At 64.6% G+C, this 20,132-nt stretch carries 16 protein-coding genes; 14 read left to right on the forward strand and 2 right to left on the reverse strand.

What is annotated here, in order from left to right; genetic code table 11:
• The first annotated feature begins 56 nt into the window (after nt 1-56).
• From ybeY to BRA1417_RS0103845, 6 genes are all read left to right on the forward strand, one after another.
• Nucleotides 57-566: an rRNA maturation RNase YbeY gene (gene ybeY, locus BRA1417_RS0103820; RefSeq protein WP_018455806.1), complete on the forward strand. Its 510-nt coding sequence runs from the start codon at nt 57-59 to the stop codon at nt 564-566.
• A gap of 1 nt (nt 567) precedes the next feature.
• Complete coding sequence (locus BRA1417_RS0103825) at nt 568-1,686, forward strand: hemolysin family protein (RefSeq protein WP_027514682.1); 1,119 nt, start codon at nt 568-570, stop codon at nt 1,684-1,686.
• Nucleotides 1,683-3,296, forward strand: a complete 1,614-nt coding sequence (gene lnt, locus BRA1417_RS0103830; protein WP_027514683.1) for an apolipoprotein N-acyltransferase — start codon at nt 1,683-1,685, stop codon at nt 3,294-3,296. Before BRA1417_RS0103825 ends, lnt begins: the two co-directional genes overlap by 4 nt.
• Nucleotides 3,297-3,506: 210 nt before the next feature.
• Nucleotides 3,507-3,920: a helix-turn-helix domain-containing protein gene (locus BRA1417_RS0103835; protein WP_007598327.1), complete on the forward strand. Its 414-nt coding sequence runs from the start codon at nt 3,507-3,509 to the stop codon at nt 3,918-3,920.
• 85 nt (nt 3,921-4,005) lie between these two features.
• Entirely contained in the window at nt 4,006-5,163 is a 1,158-nt protein-coding gene (locus BRA1417_RS0103840; protein ID WP_027514684.1) for a M20 family metallopeptidase, read from the forward strand.
• Nucleotides 5,160-5,870, forward strand: a complete 711-nt coding sequence (locus BRA1417_RS0103845; protein WP_027514685.1) for a tRNA (guanine(46)-N(7))-methyltransferase TrmB — start codon at nt 5,160-5,162, stop codon at nt 5,868-5,870. Before BRA1417_RS0103840 ends, BRA1417_RS0103845 begins: the two co-directional genes overlap by 4 nt.
• Here BRA1417_RS0103845 and BRA1417_RS0103850 read toward each other — a convergent pair.
• Nucleotides 5,867-6,949 (reverse strand): DUF2336 domain-containing protein, encoded by a 1,083-nt coding sequence (locus tag BRA1417_RS0103850; RefSeq protein WP_027514686.1) that lies wholly within the window; start codon nt 6,947-6,949, stop codon nt 5,867-5,869. The genes BRA1417_RS0103845 and BRA1417_RS0103850 overlap by 4 nt on opposite strands.
• 364 nt (nt 6,950-7,313) lie before the next feature.
• Between BRA1417_RS0103850 and rimP the strand changes: the two genes are divergently transcribed.
• The 8 genes from rimP to pnp all read left to right on the forward strand — a co-directional run bounded on the left by rimP (nt 7,314) and on the right by pnp (nt 17,778).
• Nucleotides 7,314-8,093: a ribosome maturation factor RimP gene (gene rimP / locus BRA1417_RS0103855; protein ID WP_027514687.1), complete on the forward strand. Its 780-nt coding sequence runs from the start codon at nt 7,314-7,316 to the stop codon at nt 8,091-8,093.
• 2 nt (nt 8,094-8,095) lie between these two features.
• Complete coding sequence (gene nusA, locus BRA1417_RS0103860; RefSeq protein ID WP_027514688.1) at nt 8,096-9,706, forward strand: transcription termination factor NusA; 1,611 nt, start codon at nt 8,096-8,098, stop codon at nt 9,704-9,706.
• Between the two features lie 22 nt (nt 9,707-9,728).
• Complete coding sequence (locus BRA1417_RS0103865; RefSeq protein WP_027514689.1) at nt 9,729-10,412, forward strand: RNA-binding protein; 684 nt, start codon at nt 9,729-9,731, stop codon at nt 10,410-10,412.
• A gap of 70 nt (nt 10,413-10,482) precedes the next feature.
• Nucleotides 10,483-13,185, forward strand: coding sequence for a translation initiation factor IF-2 (gene infB / locus BRA1417_RS0103870; RefSeq protein WP_027514690.1), 2,703 nt, complete (start codon nt 10,483-10,485; stop codon nt 13,183-13,185).
• 157 nt (nt 13,186-13,342) lie between these two features.
• A complete protein-coding gene (rbfA, locus tag BRA1417_RS0103875) occupies nt 13,343-13,774 on the forward strand; it encodes a 30S ribosome-binding factor RbfA (RefSeq protein ID WP_027514691.1) in 432 nt (143 codons plus the stop codon).
• Entirely contained in the window at nt 13,771-14,889 is a 1,119-nt protein-coding gene (gene truB, locus BRA1417_RS0103880; protein ID WP_027514692.1) for a tRNA pseudouridine(55) synthase TruB, read from the forward strand. Before rbfA ends, truB begins: the two co-directional genes overlap by 4 nt.
• A gap of 3 nt (nt 14,890-14,892) precedes the next feature.
• Complete coding sequence (rpsO, locus tag BRA1417_RS0103885) at nt 14,893-15,162, forward strand: 30S ribosomal protein S15 (RefSeq protein WP_007598346.1); 270 nt, start codon at nt 14,893-14,895, stop codon at nt 15,160-15,162.
• Between the two features lie 462 nt (nt 15,163-15,624).
• A complete protein-coding gene (gene pnp, locus BRA1417_RS0103890; protein ID WP_007598347.1) occupies nt 15,625-17,778 on the forward strand; it encodes a polyribonucleotide nucleotidyltransferase in 2,154 nt (717 codons plus the stop codon).
• A gap of 76 nt (nt 17,779-17,854) precedes the next feature.
• On the opposite strand, the gene katG is transcribed toward pnp, so the two are convergent.
• The gene (katG, locus tag BRA1417_RS0103895) at nt 17,855-20,023 is read right to left on the reverse strand and encodes a catalase/peroxidase HPI (protein WP_027514693.1); all 2,169 of its coding nucleotides are present in this window, start codon (nt 20,021-20,023) and stop codon (nt 17,855-17,857) included.
• Nucleotides 20,024-20,132: the final 109 nt, after the last annotated feature.

Raw genomic sequence — 20,132 nt, forward strand, 5'->3', positions numbered from 1 at the left:
CAGCAACCGGACCATATGGGCACGGACACGGCGCCCCTTCGTTCGGAACAAGGACAATGTCACACCCCAACCTTCCCATTACCGAGGTCCTCGTTGTCGCCGATTGCTGGCAGCGAGAGCCCGAATCCGAAGCCGTGATCCAGCGCGCCGTGGCGGCCGCCGCCGAGAATGTCGACGAAGACGTTGCGGAGGCGGAAGTGGCGGTAATGCTGACCGATGATGCCGGCATCCGCACGCTGAACAGCAACTGGCGCGGCATCGACAAGCCGACAAACGTGCTGTCGTTTCCCGCGCTGCAGCCGGAAGGCGACTGGAAGCCAGGCGATGCGCCGCGCATGCTCGGCGACATTGCGATCGCCTACGAGACCATGCGGCGTGAGGCGGACGAGGAACAAAAACCGTTCGATCATCATTTGAGCCATCTCGCCGTGCACGGTTTCCTGCATCTGGTCGGCTACGACCACGAAAACGAAGACGACGCCGAGGAAATGGAAGCGCTCGAACGAGAGATCCTGGCTCATCTCGGCATTCCCGACCCCTATGCCGACCGCCCAGGGACGCATTGAGATGCCGGATTCGGACCCGATTCAGGACAATCCGCGCAACACGGCCAACTTACCGGTCGTGGTGACCTCAGGCGAGGTGATGCGCCCGACCGCCGATGGCTGGCTGCTGCGCGCCATCCGGACGTTGTTCGGCTGGAAGGCGGGTTCGGTGCGCGACGACCTCCAGGTCGTGCTCGACGCCACGACGCCCGACGACACCGGCTTCTCGACGGTCGAGCGCACCATGCTGCGCAACATCCTCGGCCTGCACGAGCGTCGCATCGCCGACGTCATGGTGCATCGCGCCGACATCGTCGCGGTGAAGCGCGACATCCCGCTCGGCGAGTTGATGGACCGCTTCGAGAGCGCCGGCCATTCGCGCCTCGTGGTCTACAACGAGACGCTCGACGATCCCGTCGGCATCGTCCATATCCGCGATCTGCTCGCCTTCATGACCGCGCGTGCGCGCGTGTCGGGGGTCACGAAAACCAAGCGCAAGAAACCGCTGCCGGCCGGGCTCGATCTGCGTACGGTCGATCTCGCGCTGCCGCTCGAGGAAGCGCGCATCATCCGCAAGCTGCTCTACGTGCCGCCGTCGATGCGGGCGATCGACCTGCTCGCGCAGATGCAGGCCACCCGCATCCATCTGGCGCTGGTGGTCGACGAATATGGCGGCAGCGACGGCCTGGTCTCGCTCGAGGACATCGTCGAGCAGATCGTCGGCGAGATCGACGACGAGCATGACAGCGACGAGCCGCCCTCGATCGTGCGGCTGCCCGACAACGCCTTCATCGCCGACGCCCGCGCCAGCCTCGACGACGTCCGCACCGTGATCGGCGAGGACTTCGTCACCGGGGAGGCCGGCGAGGAAGTGGAGACGCTGGGCGGCTATCTCGTCAGCTTCGTCGGGCGCCTGCCGGTGCGCGGAGAGGTGATCTCGGGCCCCGGCCATTACGAGATCGAGGTGCTCGATGCCGATCCGCGCCGGGTCAAGCGACTGCGGATCTCGACACGGAAGGAGCGTCCCGCGCCGCGCACCCAGCGCGAGAGCCGGCGCCGCGAGGCTGCGCCGGATGGCAGCCAGCCGACGGCCAGCGACACGCCCACCCCGCCGCCAAGCGACGGGACCGGTCCGCAGTGAGCCCTTTCCAGCGATTTCGCCAGATCGCACTTGCCATCATCCTGACCTGGGGATGGAAGCGCGCGCTCGTCGCCATGGCTGCCGGCGCGCTCTCGGTGCTGGCACTGGCGCCGTTCAACGCCTTCCCGGTGCTGTTCATTACTTTCCCGGTGCTGGTCTGGCTGATCGACGGCGCCGGCGCCGGACGATATCGCGGCGTCCCCGCCGCAGCGCTGACCGGCTACTGGTTCGGGCTCGGCTATTTCGTGCCCGGCCTCTACTGGATCGGCTACGCCTTCTTCGTCGACGCCGATGTATTCGCCTGGCTGACGCCGTTCGCCGTGCTGGGCCTGCCGGCCTATCTTTCCATATTCACGGCAATGGGCTTTGCGCTCGCCCGCCTGCTCTGGACCAAGAACGCGACGCGCGTGCTTGCGCTCGCGGCAAGCCTCACCATCACCGAATGGCTGCGCGGTCATGCGCTGACCGGCTTTCCCTGGAATGCGTTCGGTTATGCGCTGTCCGAGCCGCTGCCGCTGGCACAAACGGCGTCGCTGATCGGCCTGTGGGGCATGACGTTCCTGGCGGTTGCGATCTTCGCGAGCCCGGCGGCGCTGATCGACCGCACGCCCGATCGCCGCCTGGCGTGGCGCGCACCGGCCGCCGCCCTGGCGCTCCTGCTGGTCATGAGCATCTTCGGCGCGATCCGCCTGTCGCTGCATCCGACCACGATGGTCGCGGGCACCAAATTGCGCCTGATGCAGCCGAATCTCCAGCAGGACGCGAAATTCAATTACGCCGCCAAGGCGGAGGTGATGAAGAAATATCTGGCCTTGTCGGACCGCGCCTCCGGACCGCAATCGACCGGCGTGCGCGATGCCACCATCCTGATCTGGCCGGAATCCGCCTTTCCGTTCTTCCTCACTCGCGAAGCCGATGCGATGGCGCAAATCGCGGAGCTTCTGCCCAAGGGGACGGTGCTGATCACGGGCTCGGTCCGCGCGCCCGACCTGCCGCGGGGCACGCCGATCACCCGCGCCTATAATTCGATCTACGTGATCGACCACGACGCCAGCGTGCTCGCGGTCTACGACAAGCTGCATCTGGTGCCGTTCGGCGAATTTCTTCCCTACCAGGGGTTGATGGAGAAGCTCGGGTTCGAGCAACTCACGCGTGTGCGCGGCGGCTTCATTGCCGGCACCGTGCGGCATGCGCTGCCGGTCCCCGGCGCGCCGTCCGCGCTGCCGCTGATCTGCTACGAAGCAATCTTTCCCGGCGAGGTGGCTGGACGCAATGAACGTCCGGGCTGGATCGTGAATCTCACCAATGACGGCTGGTTCGGAATCTCGACCGGCCCCTACCAACACCTCGAACAGGCGCGTATGCGCGCGATCGAGCTCGGATTGCCGCTGGTTCGCTCCGCCAACACCGGCGTTTCCGCAGTGGTCGATCCGGTGGGACGTATCGTCGCCAGCCTCGGTCTCGGGGTCGAAGGCATTTTGGATGCAAATCTGCCCGCCGCGATCCCGCCGACCATCTATGCGCGCGTGGGCGATGTACCCGCGGCCATGCTTGTCGCGCTCGCCGTGTTTCTGGCGATCCGCCGACGTGTTGCCAAACGGCATCCCTGATCACGCAGCCGCGGCCGATAACTTTTGACAACCGTAGTCCCACGGTTGACAGACTGCACGCGGCCTCCTCATTCTGCACCGGCTGCAAAAGACAGTGGGCATTGCTAAATTTCTCCGCAATGTTTTCCAATAACAGGGTCTGATTTTGACGTTGCTTACACCTGAGGCATTCCTGATTGCGCCGAAGGTGATGTTTGGAGGGCTGAGGAAATGTCGAAAGCGCCCAACCCTGTTGACAAATACGTCGGCAGTCGCGTGCGGATGCGCCGCATCATGTTGGGCATGAGCCAGGAAAAGCTCGGTGAAGCTTTGGGCCTGACTTTCCAACAAGTTCAGAAATACGAGAAGGGCACAAATCGGGTCGGCGCGAGCCGCATCCAGCAAATTGCCGAAATTCTCCAGGTGCCGGTGTCCTTCCTGTTCGAGGGCGGTCCGAGCGGCGTGGCGGGGCCGGACGGCTTCGCAGAAGGCGCATCGCCGTCTTACGTCTCGGATTTCCTCGCGACTTCCGAAGGACTCGCCTTGACCAAGGCGTTCACCCGAATCACCGATTCGAAGATGCGCCGCTCGATCGTCGATCTCGTCGAGCAGATCGCGGCCCGCGAAGGCCCCGACAAGCGCTGAGGTGCCGTCTCAATCCGATTTGAGACTGCGTCAAATCTGGCCTATGTCGTCATTTGCGGCCGCGCTTTGATGCGCGTCTTCCTCGATGATGCGATTCAAAGGCACAGATGCGCTCATGACCGGCTCCAATTGGTTCGATTCTCAAACTATTCTCGATGACATCCGCCGCTGGGTGGAGGTCGAGACGCCAACGGACGCACCTGAACAGGTCAACAAGCTGGTCTCAATGGTCGCGGAGCAATACCGCGATCTCCCTGTCACGCTGGAGCGCATCGCCGGCGTCGATGGTTGCGGCGATCATCTCGTGGCGCGCTCGACGTGGGGCCAGGACCGGCCCGGCATCCTGGTGCTGAGCCACCTCGATACCGTTCATCCCATGGGATTTATCGAGCGCCTGCCGTTCAAGGTCGAAGGCGACAGCGCGTTCGGTCCCGGCATCTACGACATGAAGGGCGGCGCCTACATCGCCCACCACGCCTTTCGCGCGCTTTGCGCCACGGCCGATCGCTCGCCGCTCGGCATCACCCATCTGTTCACCTCCGACGAGGAGATCGGCAGCCCCACCTCTCGCGCACTCATCGAGACCGAAGGGCGCAAGGCGAAGTACGTGCTGGTGACGGAGCCGGCCCGCGATGGCGGCAAGATCGTCACCGGCCGCAAGGGCGTCGGGCGATTCGAAGTGTTCATCAAAGGCGTGCCCGCGCATGCCGGCACGCGGCCCCAGGATGGCCGCAGCGCGATCCGCGAGCTCGCCAACGTCATCCTGGCGCTGGAAGCGATGAACGATCTGGCGCGCGGCGTCACCGTCAATGTCGGCGTGGTGCGCGGCGGCACGCGGCCCAATGTGACGCCGGAAGAAGCCCATGCCGAAATCGATCTGCGCGTGCTGAGCCTCAAGGACGCGGATGAATTCGTCGGCAAGATCCTCGCCCTGACATCAAGGACGGATGGCGTCACGGTCAAGGTCACGGGCGGGCTCAATCGTCCGCCTTACGAGAAGAGCAATGCAGGCGCCTCGCTGTACGAACATGCAAAGACGGTTGCTACCGAGATGGGTTTCGAGCTGCTCGACGTTCACACCGGCGGCGGCTCGGACGGTAATTTCACCGCCGCCCACACCGCGACGCTCGACGGGCTCGGCGTCGACGGCAAGGGCGCGCACACTCATTATGAGCAGCTCTATGTCTCGTCGCTCGAACCGCGCGCGCGGCTGCTCCATCGACTGTACCAGACGCTACGATGAATGAGCGCAAAACAGATCCCGATCGCGAGGACAGCGAGCGCGCTTTCTTCGGACGCCGCAAGGGCCACAAGCTCAGGCAGCACCAGGCCGAGCTGATCGATCATCTGCTGCCGCGTCTTGCGCTCGCGATCGACCGCGAAGCACCGGCGGATGCCCGCGAGATCTTCGGCCCCGCAGCCGGCGATTTGCGGCTCGAGATCGGCTTCGGCGGCGGCGAGCATCTCGCGGCCGAAGCGCAAAGCTTCGCCACAACAGGCTTCATCGGCTGCGAGCCTTACGTCAACGGCATGGCGAAGATCCTCGCGCAGATCGAGGCCGCCGACATCGGCAACATCCGCCTGTTCGCAGGCGATGCCGCCGAGCTCCTCGCCTGGCTGCCGAGGGCTTCGCTGTCGCGGATCGACCTGATCCATCCCGACCCCTGGCCGAAACGGCGACACTGGAAGCGGCGCTTCGTCCAGGACCGGACCATCGCCGCGATGGCGCGCGTGTTGAAAGCCGGCGGCGAATTTCGTTTCGTCTGCGACATCGACGATTACTGCGCCTGGACGCTCTCGCATCTGTCGCGCTCGACGGATTTTGTCTGGCTCGCGGAGCGCGCCGATGATTTTCGCCTGCCGTGGGACGGATACACGATGACGCGCTACGGCCGGAAGGCAACGCGCGAAGGCCGCAAGGCGGCGTATCTGCGGTTTCGACGGGTCTAGATCGTCTGCCGGTTGCGCCAGAAATTCACGACGCGCTCCGCGGTCGTCGGCATCAGCCGCGTGAAGTTCGCGCGCGCCTGCTCAAGATCGGCGTCGGCTGGCGTGCGATTCGGGCCGTACCACATCAGGATCAGCGCCCGCACCGTCGGCCAGCTGACATTCAGCACACGCCCCAGAACCAGAATTGGATCGTAGCGGTCACCCGTGATCAGGCGGTCGAGGACCGAGAGGCGGACTCCGGACATCGCCGAAAGCGAAGCGATCGCCTCCTCGTATTTGTAGGCCTTCGCGAAGCCAAACAGCGCGCTCTCGCCAAGATGACCCCCACGATGCAAGGCCAGCACCGTACGTTGGGCTCCCGAGAAATCGCGACGCGGGCCCGGCGGGAGCGTAGCTTCCTCGATGGCCTCCATGGCGCGCTTGATCTCGACCTGGCGCACGGGATTGACCACGCTCGAGAGGCGACGGCGGATGACGTCGAGCGTACCGTCGAGAAGCTGTTTCAGGTTCTCACCCGAAAGATCGCTACGCTGGCCGATCCTGAGCGTCAGCACGCCATCCTGCGCGGCACGCTTGATCAGCTCGGAATAGCTGCCAGGCGAGAACTCCGCGCCGGAATTGCCCGCGGCGCGGCGCACCACGTCGCGATCGCCGCGCTCGACCAGCACGTCGGTGATGACAGCCGACAGCGTGGGTCGCTCGCTCATCGCCAGCAGATGGCCCTGGCCCTTCAGTCGCGCGATCTCGACGAGAGCGTCGTCGTCGAGCACGGGGGAATGGCGCAGCACGGGGCCCGCCACCGCGATTTCGTTTTCGCGCGCGAGCTGACTCACGAGATGCCGCGGCGCGTTGTTCAGGCGCGAGAAGCGTTCGGCGAGATCGACGCGCGAGGCAAGCTCGGCATGCGGGACGAGATCGATCAGCAGGTTGTCGAAGAGATCGACGACATCGGGCCGGAGGTTCTCGGCGTCCTGAAAGAACAATTGGGAGATGGCGTGCGCGATCTCGCCGCGACGCCGCGGGTCGCCGCGTTTGACGATATCGTCCAGTCCGGGAATGAGCGACGTGGCAACGGTCATGAAAACGCAAACTCGTAGGGGGCACGCCGCGGGTACGCCCTGGTCCAAGCCGCCCCACAATCAGGGAATCTATGCCTTGGAGGTGAAGGAAGCGTTGCGGGGGCGGGCCGCCCAGCGGGCGCAAAAAGCCTCGCGCGCCCTGCAATGGGCCTTGTCCGAGAGGGCGGAAAGCGCTATATCACCGCCAATTCATCTTCTCATACGATCCGCGTAGTGAGAGTGGGCCCGAAAGGACCCGCTCTTTTTTATTACCTGAACGCGGCTTGGTGGAAGATGTGCGGCCCGCCGATCTGTCGGGAGAGTTCCGAAGCGGGCTTGAAAGCTTAACCAAGCCTTAACCATACCGAGCGCCTTGACCCCTGATATGACCGAACCGAACCCTGGTTCCACGGATGCCGAATTGCTGGCCGAGCCGAGGCTTGTGGTCGAGCCGGGCGTGGCGGCACGGGTGTCCGCGGTCGCGGGGCCGGTGCTCGAAGGCATGGGCTACCGCTTGGTGCGGATCCGCATTTCCGGCGAATCCGGCTGCACCGTGCAGGTTATGGCCGAGCGGCCGGACGGCTCGATGCAGATCGAGGATTGCGAGGCGATCTCGCGGGCGCTGTCGCCCGTGCTCGATGTCGCCGATCCCGTCGATCGCGCCTATCGGCTGGAAATCTCCTCACCGGGGATCGACCGCCCGCTGGTGCGCCGCTCTGATTTCGAGCGTTATGCCGGCCATCTGGTGAAGATCGAGATGGCGGTCGCCCATGAGGGGCGGAAGCGGTTCCGCGGCATGATCGGCCCCGTCGAAGGCGACCGCGTGCATCTGCATCGTGACGACGTCAAGGCGACCGAGGCTGCCGACGTTCTCCTGACGATGGAAGATATCGCCGAGGCGCGACTGGTGCTGACCGACGAGCTGATCGCGGAATCCATGCGCCGCGGCAAGGCCCAGGCACGCGAGATGCGCCGCAACCTCGGCCTGGAGCCGCCGGCGGCACCGCACGCCAGCATCAGCGAAAAAACGACCAAGAACACCAAGCCGGCTAAGAAGCCGGCGCCGGCAACGACGAAGAAGCCGGCTCCGACCAATACCAAGAAACATCGCCTGGCCGCCGAACGCGCGCGACGGGGCGAGATCGATCCTGACGAAGGAGACTAGCCATGGCAGTCAGCGCCAATCGACTTGAATTGCTTCAGATCGCCGACGCCGTTGCGCGCGAGAAATCGATCGACCGCGGCATCGTCATCGCGGCGATGGAGGATGCCATCGCCAAGGCGGCGCGGGCCCGTTACGGCAGCGAGACCGACGTTCACGCCGAGATCGACCCGAAGAAGGGCGAGCTTCGGCTGTCGCGCCACATGCTGGTGGTCGAGACGGTCGAAAACCATTCCAACCAGATCTCGCTGGTGGATGCGCAGCGCGCCAATCCCGGTGCCCAGGTCGGCGACACCATCGCCGACACCCTGCCGCCGCTTGAATATGGCCGCATCGCCGCGCAATCCGCCAAGCAGGTGATCGTGCAGAAGGTGCGCGAGGCCGAGCGCGACCGGCAATATATGGAATTCAAGGACCGCATCGGCGACATCGTCAACGGCGTCGTCAAGCGCGTCGAATATGGCAGCGTGATCGTCGATCTCGGCCGCGGCGAGGCCATCATCCGTCGCGACGAGATGCTGCCGCGCGAAGTGTTCCGCAACGGCGACCGCGTCCGCGCCTACATCTTCGACGTCCGCCGCGAGACCCGCGGCCCGCAGATCTTCCTCTCCCGCACCCATCCGCAGTTCATGGCAAAGCTGTTCGCGCAGGAAGTGCCCGAGATCTATGACGGCATCGTCGAGATCAAGGCGGTCGCCCGCGATCCCGGCTCGCGCGCGAAAATCGGCGTGATTTCCCGCGATTCCTCGGTCGATCCGGTCGGCGCCTGCGTCGGTATGCGCGGTTCGCGCGTGCAGGCGGTGGTGAACGAATTGCAGGGCGAGAAGATCGACATCATCCCCTGGTCGCCGGACATCGCGACCTTCGTGGTCAACGCGCTGGCGCCGGCCGAGGTCTCCAAGGTCGTCATCGACGAAGACCGCGAGCGCATCGAGGTCGTCGTGCCCGACACCAACAACCAGCTCTCGCTGGCGATCGGCCGCCGCGGCCAGAATGTGCGTCTGGCCTCGCAGCTCACCGGCTGGGACATCGACATCCTGACTGAGCAGGAGGAATCGGAGCGCCGCCAGGCCGATTTCGAGAACTCCACCCGCGTCTTCATGGAATCGCTCAATGTCGACGAAGTGGTCGGCCAATTGCTGGCGTCCGAAGGCTTCACCTCGGTCGAGGAACTCGCGATGGTGGACGTCAAGGAACTCGCCGGTATTGAAGGGTTCGACGAGGAGACCGCGCAGGAACTCCAGAACCGCGCCCGTGAATATCTCGAACAGCTGGAAGCCGAGCTCGAGGCCAGGCGCAAGGAGCTCGGCGTCGAGGACGCCGTGAAGGACGTGCCCGGCGTCACCTCGAAGATGCTGGTGAAGTTCGGCGAGAACGACATCAAGTCGGTCGACGACCTCGCCGGTTGCGCCACGGACGATCTGGTCGGCTGGACCGAGCGCAAGGAAGGCGGCGAGCAGACCAAATATCCGGGCGCGCTCGATGGCCTCGAAATTTCCCGTGACGATGCCGAAGCAATGATCATGCAGGCCCGTGTCAAGGCCGGCTGGATCACCGAGGCCGATCTCGCTAAGCCCGCCGAAGAGGCCGAGGCGACCGAAGATCAGCCGGCTTAAGGCGAAGGAGGATGTCACCCGGATGCTCGCCGATACTGACCCCGAACTCGACCATGGGCCGCGGACCGAAAGGTCCGCGACCATGCGGATGTGTGCGGTCAGCCGCGAGGTCCGGCCGATCGACGAGCTGATCCGCTTCGTCGTCTCGCCGCAAGGGCACATAGTTCCCGATCTCAAGCGCAAGCTTCCCGGACGTGGCATGTGGGTCACCGCCTCGCGCGAGGTGGTTGCGGAAGCCGTTCGGCGTCACCATTTTACCAAAGCCTTCAAGCGCGAGCTGCGCATTCCTCAAACGCTTCCCGCCGAGATCGAGGCGCTCCTGGTCCGGAGCGTGGTCGAATCCCTTGGGATTGCTGCCAAGGCGCGCCAGATCGTGGCCGGTTTCGGCAAGGTCGAAAGCGCGCTTCGGGAAGGTACGGTCGAGGTCCTGATCCATGCCAGCGACGGGGCCGCGGACGGAATCCGCAAATTGGACATGCTGGCGCGTCAAAATGAGGGAAATCGCGGCGCCAGGCCGCAGATTCCCGTCGTCACCGCACTAAAATCGACAGAATTGGATTTGGCACTTACCCGGTCAAATGTGATACATGCTGCCCTGCTCGCGGGCCCGGCGAGCAAGTCATTCCTGTCACGTAGCCAGATGCTGGTCCGATACCGGATGGCGGACGCTGACAGGACTGCCGAAAAGCCCGGCCAGGATTTCTGAGAGACAACGACCACCCGATAGCACGGTGCGGCAACGCACAAGACAACAAGATCAGGATTAGGACTGCTTAATGGTTGATACCAAGACCCCTGGCGACAAGAAGCTGAGCGTTCCGAGCAAGACGCTATCGCTCAAGCCGCGCGTCGAAACGGGCACCGTGCGCCAGAGCTTCAGTCATGGCCGTAGCAAGCAGGTCGTGGTCGAGAAGCGTGGCAAGCGCCGTGTCGACGGCAGCCCCGAGCCGCAGGTCGCCGAGGTGGCGAAACCCGCGCCGGCCGCCGCGCCCAAGCCCGCTCCGGCCCGCCCCGCGCCGCCGCGCAACGCCGGCTCCGGCGTGGTGCTGCGTACGCTGACCGAGGACGAACGTTCCGCCCGCGCCAGCGCGCTGGCCGATGCCAAGGTGCGCGAAGTCGAAGAGCGCCGCCATGCCGAGGAAGAGGCCCAGCGCCGCGCGGTCCGCGAAAGCGCCGAGCGTGCCGATCGCGAGGCCGCGGAAGCCCGCCGCAAGGCCGAGGAGGAGCGTCACCGCCACGAAGAGGAAGCCAAGCGGAAGGCCGAAACCGAGGCCAAGAAGCGTTTTGGCGAAGGCGAGCAACCGCAATCCGCGGCGCGCCCTGCAACGGCGACCTCGGCCGCTCCTGCAGCGCGGCCCGGAGCGCCCACGGCGCGACCCGGCACAACCACCACGGCACGCCCGGGAACAACGACCGCGCGGCCGGGAACGACCACGCAGCGCCCGGGAGGCCCGGTGGGCCGCGCCCCCGCTGTCGCAGCCGGACCGGACGAGGACGAGGGTCCGCGCCAGATCCGTCGCGGCCCCGGCGGCGCTGCGCGGCCTGTGGTCGCTCCCAAGCCCACCCACAAGCCCGGCCCGCAGAAGGAGCGCGGCCGCCTGACGGTCGTCACCGCCTTCAACGCCGACGACGTCCGCGAGCGCTCCATCGCCTCGTTCCGCCGCCGCACCCAGCGCCTGAAGGGCCATGCCGCGAACGAGCCGAAAGAAAAGCTCATCCGCGAGGTGGTCATTCCGGAAGCGATCACGATCCAGGAGCTCGCCAACCGCATGTCGGAGCGCGCGGTGGAAATCATCCGCATGCTGATGAAGCAGGGCGCGATCCACAAGATCACCGACGTGATCGATGCCGACACCGCGCAGCTGATCGCCGAGGAGCTTGGTCACACCGTCAAGCGCGTTGCCGCGTCCGACGTTGAAGAAGGCCTGTTCGACGCCATCGATGATTCCACCGACACCGAGCCGCGCTCGCCGGTGGTGACCGTGATGGGCCACGTCGACCACGGCAAGACCTCGCTGCTCGACGCGCTCCGTCATGCCAACGTCGTCTCCGGCGAAGCCGGCGGCATCACCCAGCATATCGGCGCCTATCAGGTGCTGTCGCCCGAAAGCGGCAAGAAGATCACCTTCATCGACACGCCCGGCCACGCCGCGTTCACCGCGATGCGCGCCCGCGGCGCCAAGGTGACCGACATCGTCGTGCTGGTGGTTGCGGCCGACGACGGCGTGATGCCGCAGACGATCGAAGCCATCAACCACGCCAAGGCGGCGCGGGTGCCGATCATTGTTGCCATCAACAAGATCGACAAGCCCGACGCCAAGCCCGAGCGCGTGCGCACCGAGCTGCTCCAGCACGAGGTGCAGGTGGAATCCTTCGGCGGCGAAGTCGTCGACGTCGAAGTGTCGGCGAAGAACAAGACCAATCTCGACAAGCTGCTCGAGATGATCGCGCTCCAGGCCGACATCCTCGACCTCAAGACCAATTCGGATCGTCCGGCCGAAGGCACCGTGATCGAAGCCAAGCTCGATCGTGGCCGCGGCCCGGTCGCGACCGTTCTGGTCCAGCGCGGCACGCTCCGTGTCGGCGACATCATCGTCGCCGGCGCCGAAATGGGCCGCGTCCGCGCGCTGATCTCGGATCAGGGCGAGACGGTGCAGGAGGCAGGTCCATCGGTGCCGGTCGAGGTGCTCGGCTTCAACGGTCCGCCGGAAGCCGGCGATCGTCTCGCCGTGGTCGAGAACGAAGCCCGCGCCCGCCAGGTCACCAGCTACCGCGCGCACCAGAAGCGCGAGAACGCGGCTGCCTCGATCTCCGGCATGCGCGGCTCGCTCGAGCAGATGATGTCGCAGTTGAAGACGGCGGGCCGCAAGGAATTCCCGCTGATCATCAAGGCCGACGTGCAGGGCTCGCTGGAAGCGATCCTCGGCTCGCTGGAGAAGCTCGGCACGGACGAAGTCGCCGCGCGTATCCTGCATGCGGGTGTCGGCGGCATCTCGGAATCGGACGTAACGCTTGCGGAAGGCTTCAACGCCGCGATCATCGGCTTCTCGGTTCGTGCGAACAAGGAGGCCGCTGCGGCCGCCAAGCGCAACGGCATCGAGATCCGTTACTACAACATCATCTACGACCTCGTGGACGACGTGAAGAAGGCCATGAGCGGCCTGCTCGCGCCGACCCTGCGGGAAACCATGCTCGGCAATGCCGCGATCCTGGAGATCTTCAACATCTCCAAGGTCGGCAAGGTCGCCGGCTGCCGCGTCACCGACGGCACCGTGGAACGCGGCGCCAACGTGCGCCTGATCCGCGACAACGTCGTCGTGCACGAAGGCAAGCTGTCGACGCTGAAGCGCTTCAAGGACGAAGTGAAGGAAGTCCAGTCCGGTCAGGAATGCGGCATGGCCTTCGAAAACTATCACGACATGCGCGCCGGTGACGTCATTGAGTGTTACCGCGTGGAGACGATCCAGCGCTCCCTGTAAGTCCAAATCTTACCGAAGCGCCTGGATCTTTTTTGAACTGAATTGCGGGAGTGCGATGGCCGGAATTTTTTCCGGCCATCCACCCCTCTTCGTTTCAGCAGGACAAATGACAGTGCCAGTGCCCCAAACGCGGGCATGACGAGGTGATTTTCAGACCATGCCCCGCCATCATCAGAAAAAGAGTTCCGCGTCCGGCGGCTCGCAACGTCAGTTGCGGGTCGGCGAGCAGGTTCGCCATGCGATAGCCGAGATTCTGGCGCAAGGCAGCGTGCATGATGCTGACCTCGAAGGCCACATCATCACCGTGCCGGAGGTGCGGATGTCGCCCGACCTGAAGCTCGCGACAGTCTACGTGATGCCGCTCGGTGGTCGCGACACCGAGATCGTCCTCGCTGCGCTCGAGCGCAACAAGAAATTCCTGCGCGGCGAGGTCGCGCGGCGCGTTAACCTGAAATTTGCACCTGACCTTCGCTTCCGCGTCGACGAACGATTCGACGAAGCGGAACGGATCGAGAAGCTTTTGCGAACACCCGCGGTGCAGAAGGACCTGGAACAGGATCCGGATTCGGATCGGGAAGAAGAACGATGACGATGGACCCGGCTCACGGCACGATCGGCGGCGAAGAGGCCGATCAGCTCGACGTGCAGAAAAATAGTTTTGCGGACATGAGCGGCAATTCTCAGCCGCCTCAGGAGCCGCGCCGCGTCAACAACGATCCGCGCGCCAACAAGCAGAAGGGCAACCAGCCGCGCCGCGACCGCCGCGACGTTCACGGCTGGGTGGTGCTCGACAAGCCGATCGGCATGACCTCGACGCAGGCCGTTGCCGTGCTCAAGCGCCTGTTCAACGCCAAGCGCGCCGGCCATGCCGGCACGCTCGATCCGCTCGCCTCCGGCGGCCTGCCGATCGCGCTCGGCGAGGCCACCAAGACCGTTCCCTTCGTCATGGACGGCCGCAAGCGCTACCGGTTCACGGTATGCTGGGGCGAGGAGCGCGACACCGACGACATCGAGGGCCGGGCGACCGCAACCTCGGACCAGCGCCCGACCCGGGAGGCCATCGAGGCCCTGCTGCCCCGTTTCACGGGGGTGATCCAGCAGATCCCGCCGCGCTATTCCGCGATCAAGGTCCAGGGCGAGCGCGCTTACGACCTGGCCCGCGACGGCGAGATCGTGGAACTGGCCCCCCGTCCGGTCGAGATTCATCGTTTAAGCCTTGTAGATCAACCGGATAGCGACCGGGCCGTGTTCGAGGCCGAGTGCGGCAAGGGCACCTATGTCCGCGCGCTGGCCCGCGATATGGGCCGGATTCTCGGCACTTACGGTCATATCTGCGCGCTGCGGCGGACCCTGGTCGGCCCATTTGGCGAGAACGACATGATTCCGCTGGATCAGTTGGAGGCTTTGTGCGATAGAGCCGCGTCCGGCGAGGGTAGCCTCGCCGACGCGCTTATGCCCGTTGAGACCGCGCTGGACGACATCCCGGCACTGGCCGTCACTCGGGCTGATGCGGCAAGGCTCCATCGGGGCCAAGCCGTTTTGTTGCGCGGACGGGATGCGCCCACTTGTAGCGGCACAGTCTATGTCACGGTGGCAGGCCGGCTTCTCGCGCTTGCCGAAGTCGGCAATGGCGAAATCATCCCCAAGCGTGTGTTCAACCTGACCGGCCTGACTGCCAGCGCCGATCGCAACGAGAGAAATTGACCGATGTCGATTGCCGCAGAACGCAAAGCGGAAGTCATCAAGACGAATGCCAACAAGGCCGGCGATACCGGCTCGCCAGAGGTTCAGGTCGCGATCCTGTCGGAACGCATCGCCAACCTCACCAACCATTTCAAGACCCACGTGAAGGACAACCATTCGCGTCGCGGTCTCTTGAAGCTGGTCTCGACCCGCCGCTCGCTCCTCGACTATGTGAAGAAGAAGGACGAGGCGCGTTACAAGGCGCTGCTCGAGAAGCACAACATTCGTCGTTAAGAGTTCTTGCGCGCGCCAAACGGCGCGCGTTTTCGCGCGTGATTTCGAACGAAAGCGTTTGTTTAAAGGTTTTTCGTCGAGGCCGCGTGCGCGTCGGATGCGAGCCCAAAGCGCGATAAAATCGCACTTTGGATTGTTGTTTGAGCATGATCTTGTCGGAAAACCGCTTTGCACTTTCCGGATCATACTCGAGTGACGGCAAGCATCCGGGGCATGATGGGCGAATACCGCGCTTCGGTGTTCGCGTTCGTGCCGACTGACAGTCCAGCAGCAATCCGGCGGCTGGGCACAACGGGCAAGGCGCCCGTATGACCCGAAGGGATGGACGCCATCCGAAATCCAAAAACCATGGCAGGATCGCAGGACGCTGATCGCCCGCTTCGATCAACGTCCCGCAATCTTGCGCATGGTTTTTGTTTTTCGAGCCGTCCTTCTTTCGAGAACCCATGAAAGAAGACCTCTATGTTCAATAAGCATTCAGTCGAGATCGACTGGGGTGGACGCCCTCTCAAGCTCGAAACCGGCAAGATCGCCCGCCAGGCCGATGGCGCAGTCGTCGCGACCTACGGCGAGACCGTGGTGCTCGCCACCGTCGTTGCCGCGAAGTCGCCGCGCGAAGGCGTCGACTTCCTGCCGCTGACCGTCGACTACCAGGAGAAGACCTACGCGGCCGGCCGCATTCCCGGCGGCTATTTCAAGCGCGAGGGTCGTCCGACCGAGAAGGAAACGCTGGTCTCCCGCCTGATCGACCGTCCGATCCGTCCGCTGTTCGTCGACGGCTGGCGCAACGAGACCCAGGTGATCGTCACCGTGCTCTCGCACGACATGGAGAACGATCCCGATATCGTCGCGCTGGTGGCCTCGTCGGCTGCGCTGACCTTGTCGGGCGCTCCCTTCAAAGGCCCGATCGGCGCCGCGCGCGTCGGCTTCGCCAATGACGAGTTCATCCTCAACCCGACTCTCGACGAGATGGTCGACACCCAGCTCGACCTCGTCGTCGCCGGCACCGCGGACGCGGTGCTGATGGTGGAATCGGAGGCCAAGGAGCTGAACGAAGAGATCATGCTCGGCGCCGTGATGTTCGGTCACCGCCACTTCCAGCCGGTGATCAACGCGATCATCGAGCTCGCCGAGAAGGCTGCGAAGGAGCCGCGCGAGGTCACCACGATCGACAATTCGGCGCTCGAAAAGGAAATGCTCGGCATGGTCGAGCAGGAACTGCGCGCCGCCTACGCCATTCCGGTCAAGCAGGATCGCTACGCCGCGGTCGGCAAGGTCAAGGAAAAGGTGATCGCGCACTACTTCCCCGAAGGCCAGGAGCCCAAATACGACAAGCTGCGCATCGGCGGCGTGTTCAAGGAGCTCGAAGCCAAGATCGTTCGCTGGAACATTCTCGACACCGGCAAGCGCATCGACGGCCGCGATTCCAAGACCGTGCGCAACATCGTCGCCGAAGTCGGCGTGCTGCCCCGCGCTCACGGCTCGGCGCTGTTCACCCGCGGCGAGACCCAGGCGCTGGTCGTGACCACGCTCGGCACCGGCGAGGACGAGCAGTACATCGACGCGCTGTCGGGAACGTACAAAGAGACGTTCCTGCTGCACTACAACTTCCCTCCCTACTCGGTCGGTGAGACCGGCCGCCTCGGCGGCACCAAGCGCCGCGAGATCGGCCACGGCAAGCTCGCCTGGCGCGCGATCCACCCGGTGCTGCCGCCGCACCACGAATTCCCCTACACCACGCGCGTGGTGTCGGAGATCACCGAATCCAACGGCTCCTCGTCGATGGCATCGGTCTGCGGCGCCTCGCTCGCGCTGATGGACGCCGGCGTGCCGTTGAAGCGGCCGACCGCGGGCATCGCAATGGGCCTGATCCTCGAAGACAAGCGCTTCGCGGTTCTCTCGGACATCCTTGGTGACGAGGACCATCTCGGCGACATGGACTTCAAGGTCGCCGGTACCGAGCAGGGCATCACCTCGCTCCAGATGGACATCAAGATCGAGGGCATCACCGAGGAGATCATGAAGGTCGCGCTCGGCCAGGCCAAGGATGGGCGTATCTACATTCTCGGCGAGATGTCGAAGGCGCTCACCAACGCGCGTGCCGAGCTCGGCGAATACGCGCCGCGCATCGAGACCTTCAAGATCGCCACCGACAAGATCCGCGAAGTGATCGGCACCGGCGGCAAGGTGATCCGCGAGATCGTCGAGAAGACCGGTGCCAAGGTCAATATCGAGGACGACGGCACCGTGAAGGTCGCCTCCAACGACGGCGAGGCCATGAAGGCCGCGATCAAGTGGATCAAGTCGATCGCCTCCGATCCGGAAGTCGGCCAGATCTATGACGGCACCGTCGTCAAGGTGATGGAGTTCGGCGCTTTCGTGAACTTCTTCGGCTCCAAGGACGGTCTGGTCCACATCAGCCAGCTCGCTTCGGCGCGCGTGCAGAAGACCTCCGACGTCGTCAAGGAAGGCGACAAGGTCAAGGTCAAGCTGCTCGGCTTCGACGACCGCGGCAAGACCCGCCTGTCGATGAAAGTGGTCGACCAGGAGACGGGCGAAGACCTCGAGGGCAAGGGCGAGAGCCAGCAGCCCGCGCGCGAAGCGGCCGGCGAGTAAATCTCGCTACCTGCCAGAAACACGAAGGGCGGCCTCGCGGCCGCCCTTTTTGTTGGTCGCTTGCTGAACTTTGGAATCAGGCCGCGATGTCGTAGCGATCGAGGTTCATCACCTTGGTCCAGGCCTTGGCGAAGTCCTTGACGAACTGCTCCTTGGAATCAGACGTGGCATAAACCTCGGCGTAGGCGCGAAGCTGCGAGTGCGCGCCGAAGATCAGGTCGACGCGCGTGCCGGTCCACTTCACCGCGTTGGTCTTGCGGTCGCGGGCCTCATAGGTGCCGTCGGTGCCGGCCGGCGACCACTGCGTGCTCATGTCGAGCAGGTTGACGAAGAAGTCGTTGCTCAGCGTTCCCACCTTCGAGGTGAGGACGCCGTTCTTCGAACCGTTCGCATTGGCACCGAGCACGCGCAGACCGCCGACGAGCACCGTCATCTCCGGGCCGGTAAGCCGGAGCAGCTGCGCACGATCGACCAGAGCCTCCTCGGGCATCATGAATTGCTGCCGCTTGCCGATGAAGTTGCGAAAGCCATCGGCCCGCGGCTCCAGCGGAGCAAACGAAGCGGCGTCGGTCTGCTCCTGCGAGGCATCCATGCGGCCCGGCGTGAAGCCGACCTTGACGTCGACGCCGGCATCCTTCGCGGCCTTCTCGACCGCGGCGGTGCCGCCGAGCACGATGAGGTCCGCCAGCGAGACCTTCTTCGCACCGGATGACGCGTTGAAGTCCTTCTGGATCGCTTCGAGCTTGCCCAGGACCTTCGAGAGCTGAGCCGGCTCGTTCACCTCCCAGTCCTTCTGCGGGGCGAGGCGAATGCGCGCGCCGTTGGCGCCGCCACGCTTGTCCGAGCCGCGGAACGTCGAGGCCGACGCCCATGCGGTCGAGACCAGCTCCGAGACCGACAGACCCGAGGCCAGGATCTTGGTCTTCAGGGAGGCGATATCCTGCTCGCTCGCCAGCTCGTGATTCACAGCGGGGATCGGGTCCTGCCAGATCAGCGTTTCCTTCGGCACCAGCGGGCCGAGATAGCGTTGGACCGGGCCCATGTCGCGATGGGTGAGCTTGAACCAGGCACGGGCGAAGGCGTCCGCGAACTGATCGGGATTCTCCAGGAAGCGGCGCGAGATTTTCTCATAGGCCGGATCCATACGCAGCGAGAGATCGGTCGTCAGCATCGTCGGCCGATGCTTCTTGGACTTGTCGAAGGCGTCGGGAATGACGGGGTCGGCGCCCTTTGCCGTCCATTGGTTCGCACCGCCCGGGCTCTTGGTCAGCTCCCATTCGAAGTTGAACAGGTTCTCGAAGAAGTAGTTGCTCCACTTGGTGGGGGTCTGCGACCATGTCACCTCGAGACCGCTGGTGATAGCGTCACCCGAGTGGCCCGAAGCGTGCTTGCTCTTCCAGCCGAGGCCCTGATCCTCGAGCGCGCCCGCTTCCGGCTCCGGTCCGACCAGAGACGGATCGCCCGCACCATGGGTCTTGCCGAAGGTGTGGCCGCCGGCGATCAGCGCGACGGTCTCTTCGTCGTTCATCGCCATGCGGGCGAAGGTCTCGCGAATGTCCTTGGCCGCGGCGACCGGATCCGGCTTGCCGTTGGGGCCTTCCGGATTGACGTAGATGAGGCCCATCTGCACCGCGCCCAGCGGCTCGGCGAGCTGGCGTTCGCCGCTGTAGCGCTCATCGCCCAGCCACGTCCCTTCGGGACCCCAATACAGCTCTTCCGGCTCCCAGACGTCGACGCGGCCGCCGGCAAAGCCGAAGGTCTTGAAGCCCATCGACTCCAGCGCGACGTTGCCGGCCAGCACCATCAGATCGGCCCAGGAGATCTTGCGGCCGTATTTCTGCTTGATCGGCCAGAGCAGACGGCGTGCCTTGTCGAGATTGGCGTTATCGGGCCAGCTGTTGAGCGGCGCGAAACGCTGCTGTCCGGCGCCGGCGCCACCGCGGCCGTCGGTGGTGCGATAGGTGCCCGCGCTGTGCCAGGCCATGCGGATCATGAGGCCGCCGTAGTGACCGAAGTCGGCGGGCCACCATTCCTGCGATTCGGTCATCAGCGCGGTCAGGTCCTTGATGACCGCGTTCAGGTCGAGCGACTTGAATTCCTTGGCGTAGTCGAAGTCCTTGTCCATCGGGTCGGACTTGGCGGAATTCTTGTGCAGCATCTCGATGCTGAGTTGGGTCGGCCACCAATCGCGGTTCGCCGGCACACGTTTTCCACCCGAAAACGGGCACTTTGAAGTGTCGTCCATGAATACCTCCTCTGGTGGCGTCGAACTCGCGCCTTTGACCAGGTAGAAGCACTCTAAGCTTCGCGTTCGATCAGGGGAAGTTGACTTTAATGATCGCAGCGATAAGATT

It is taken from the genome of Bradyrhizobium sp. WSM1417 (assembly GCF_000515415.1).
In the GTDB taxonomy this organism is placed as follows: domain Bacteria; phylum Pseudomonadota; class Alphaproteobacteria; order Rhizobiales; family Xanthobacteraceae; genus Bradyrhizobium.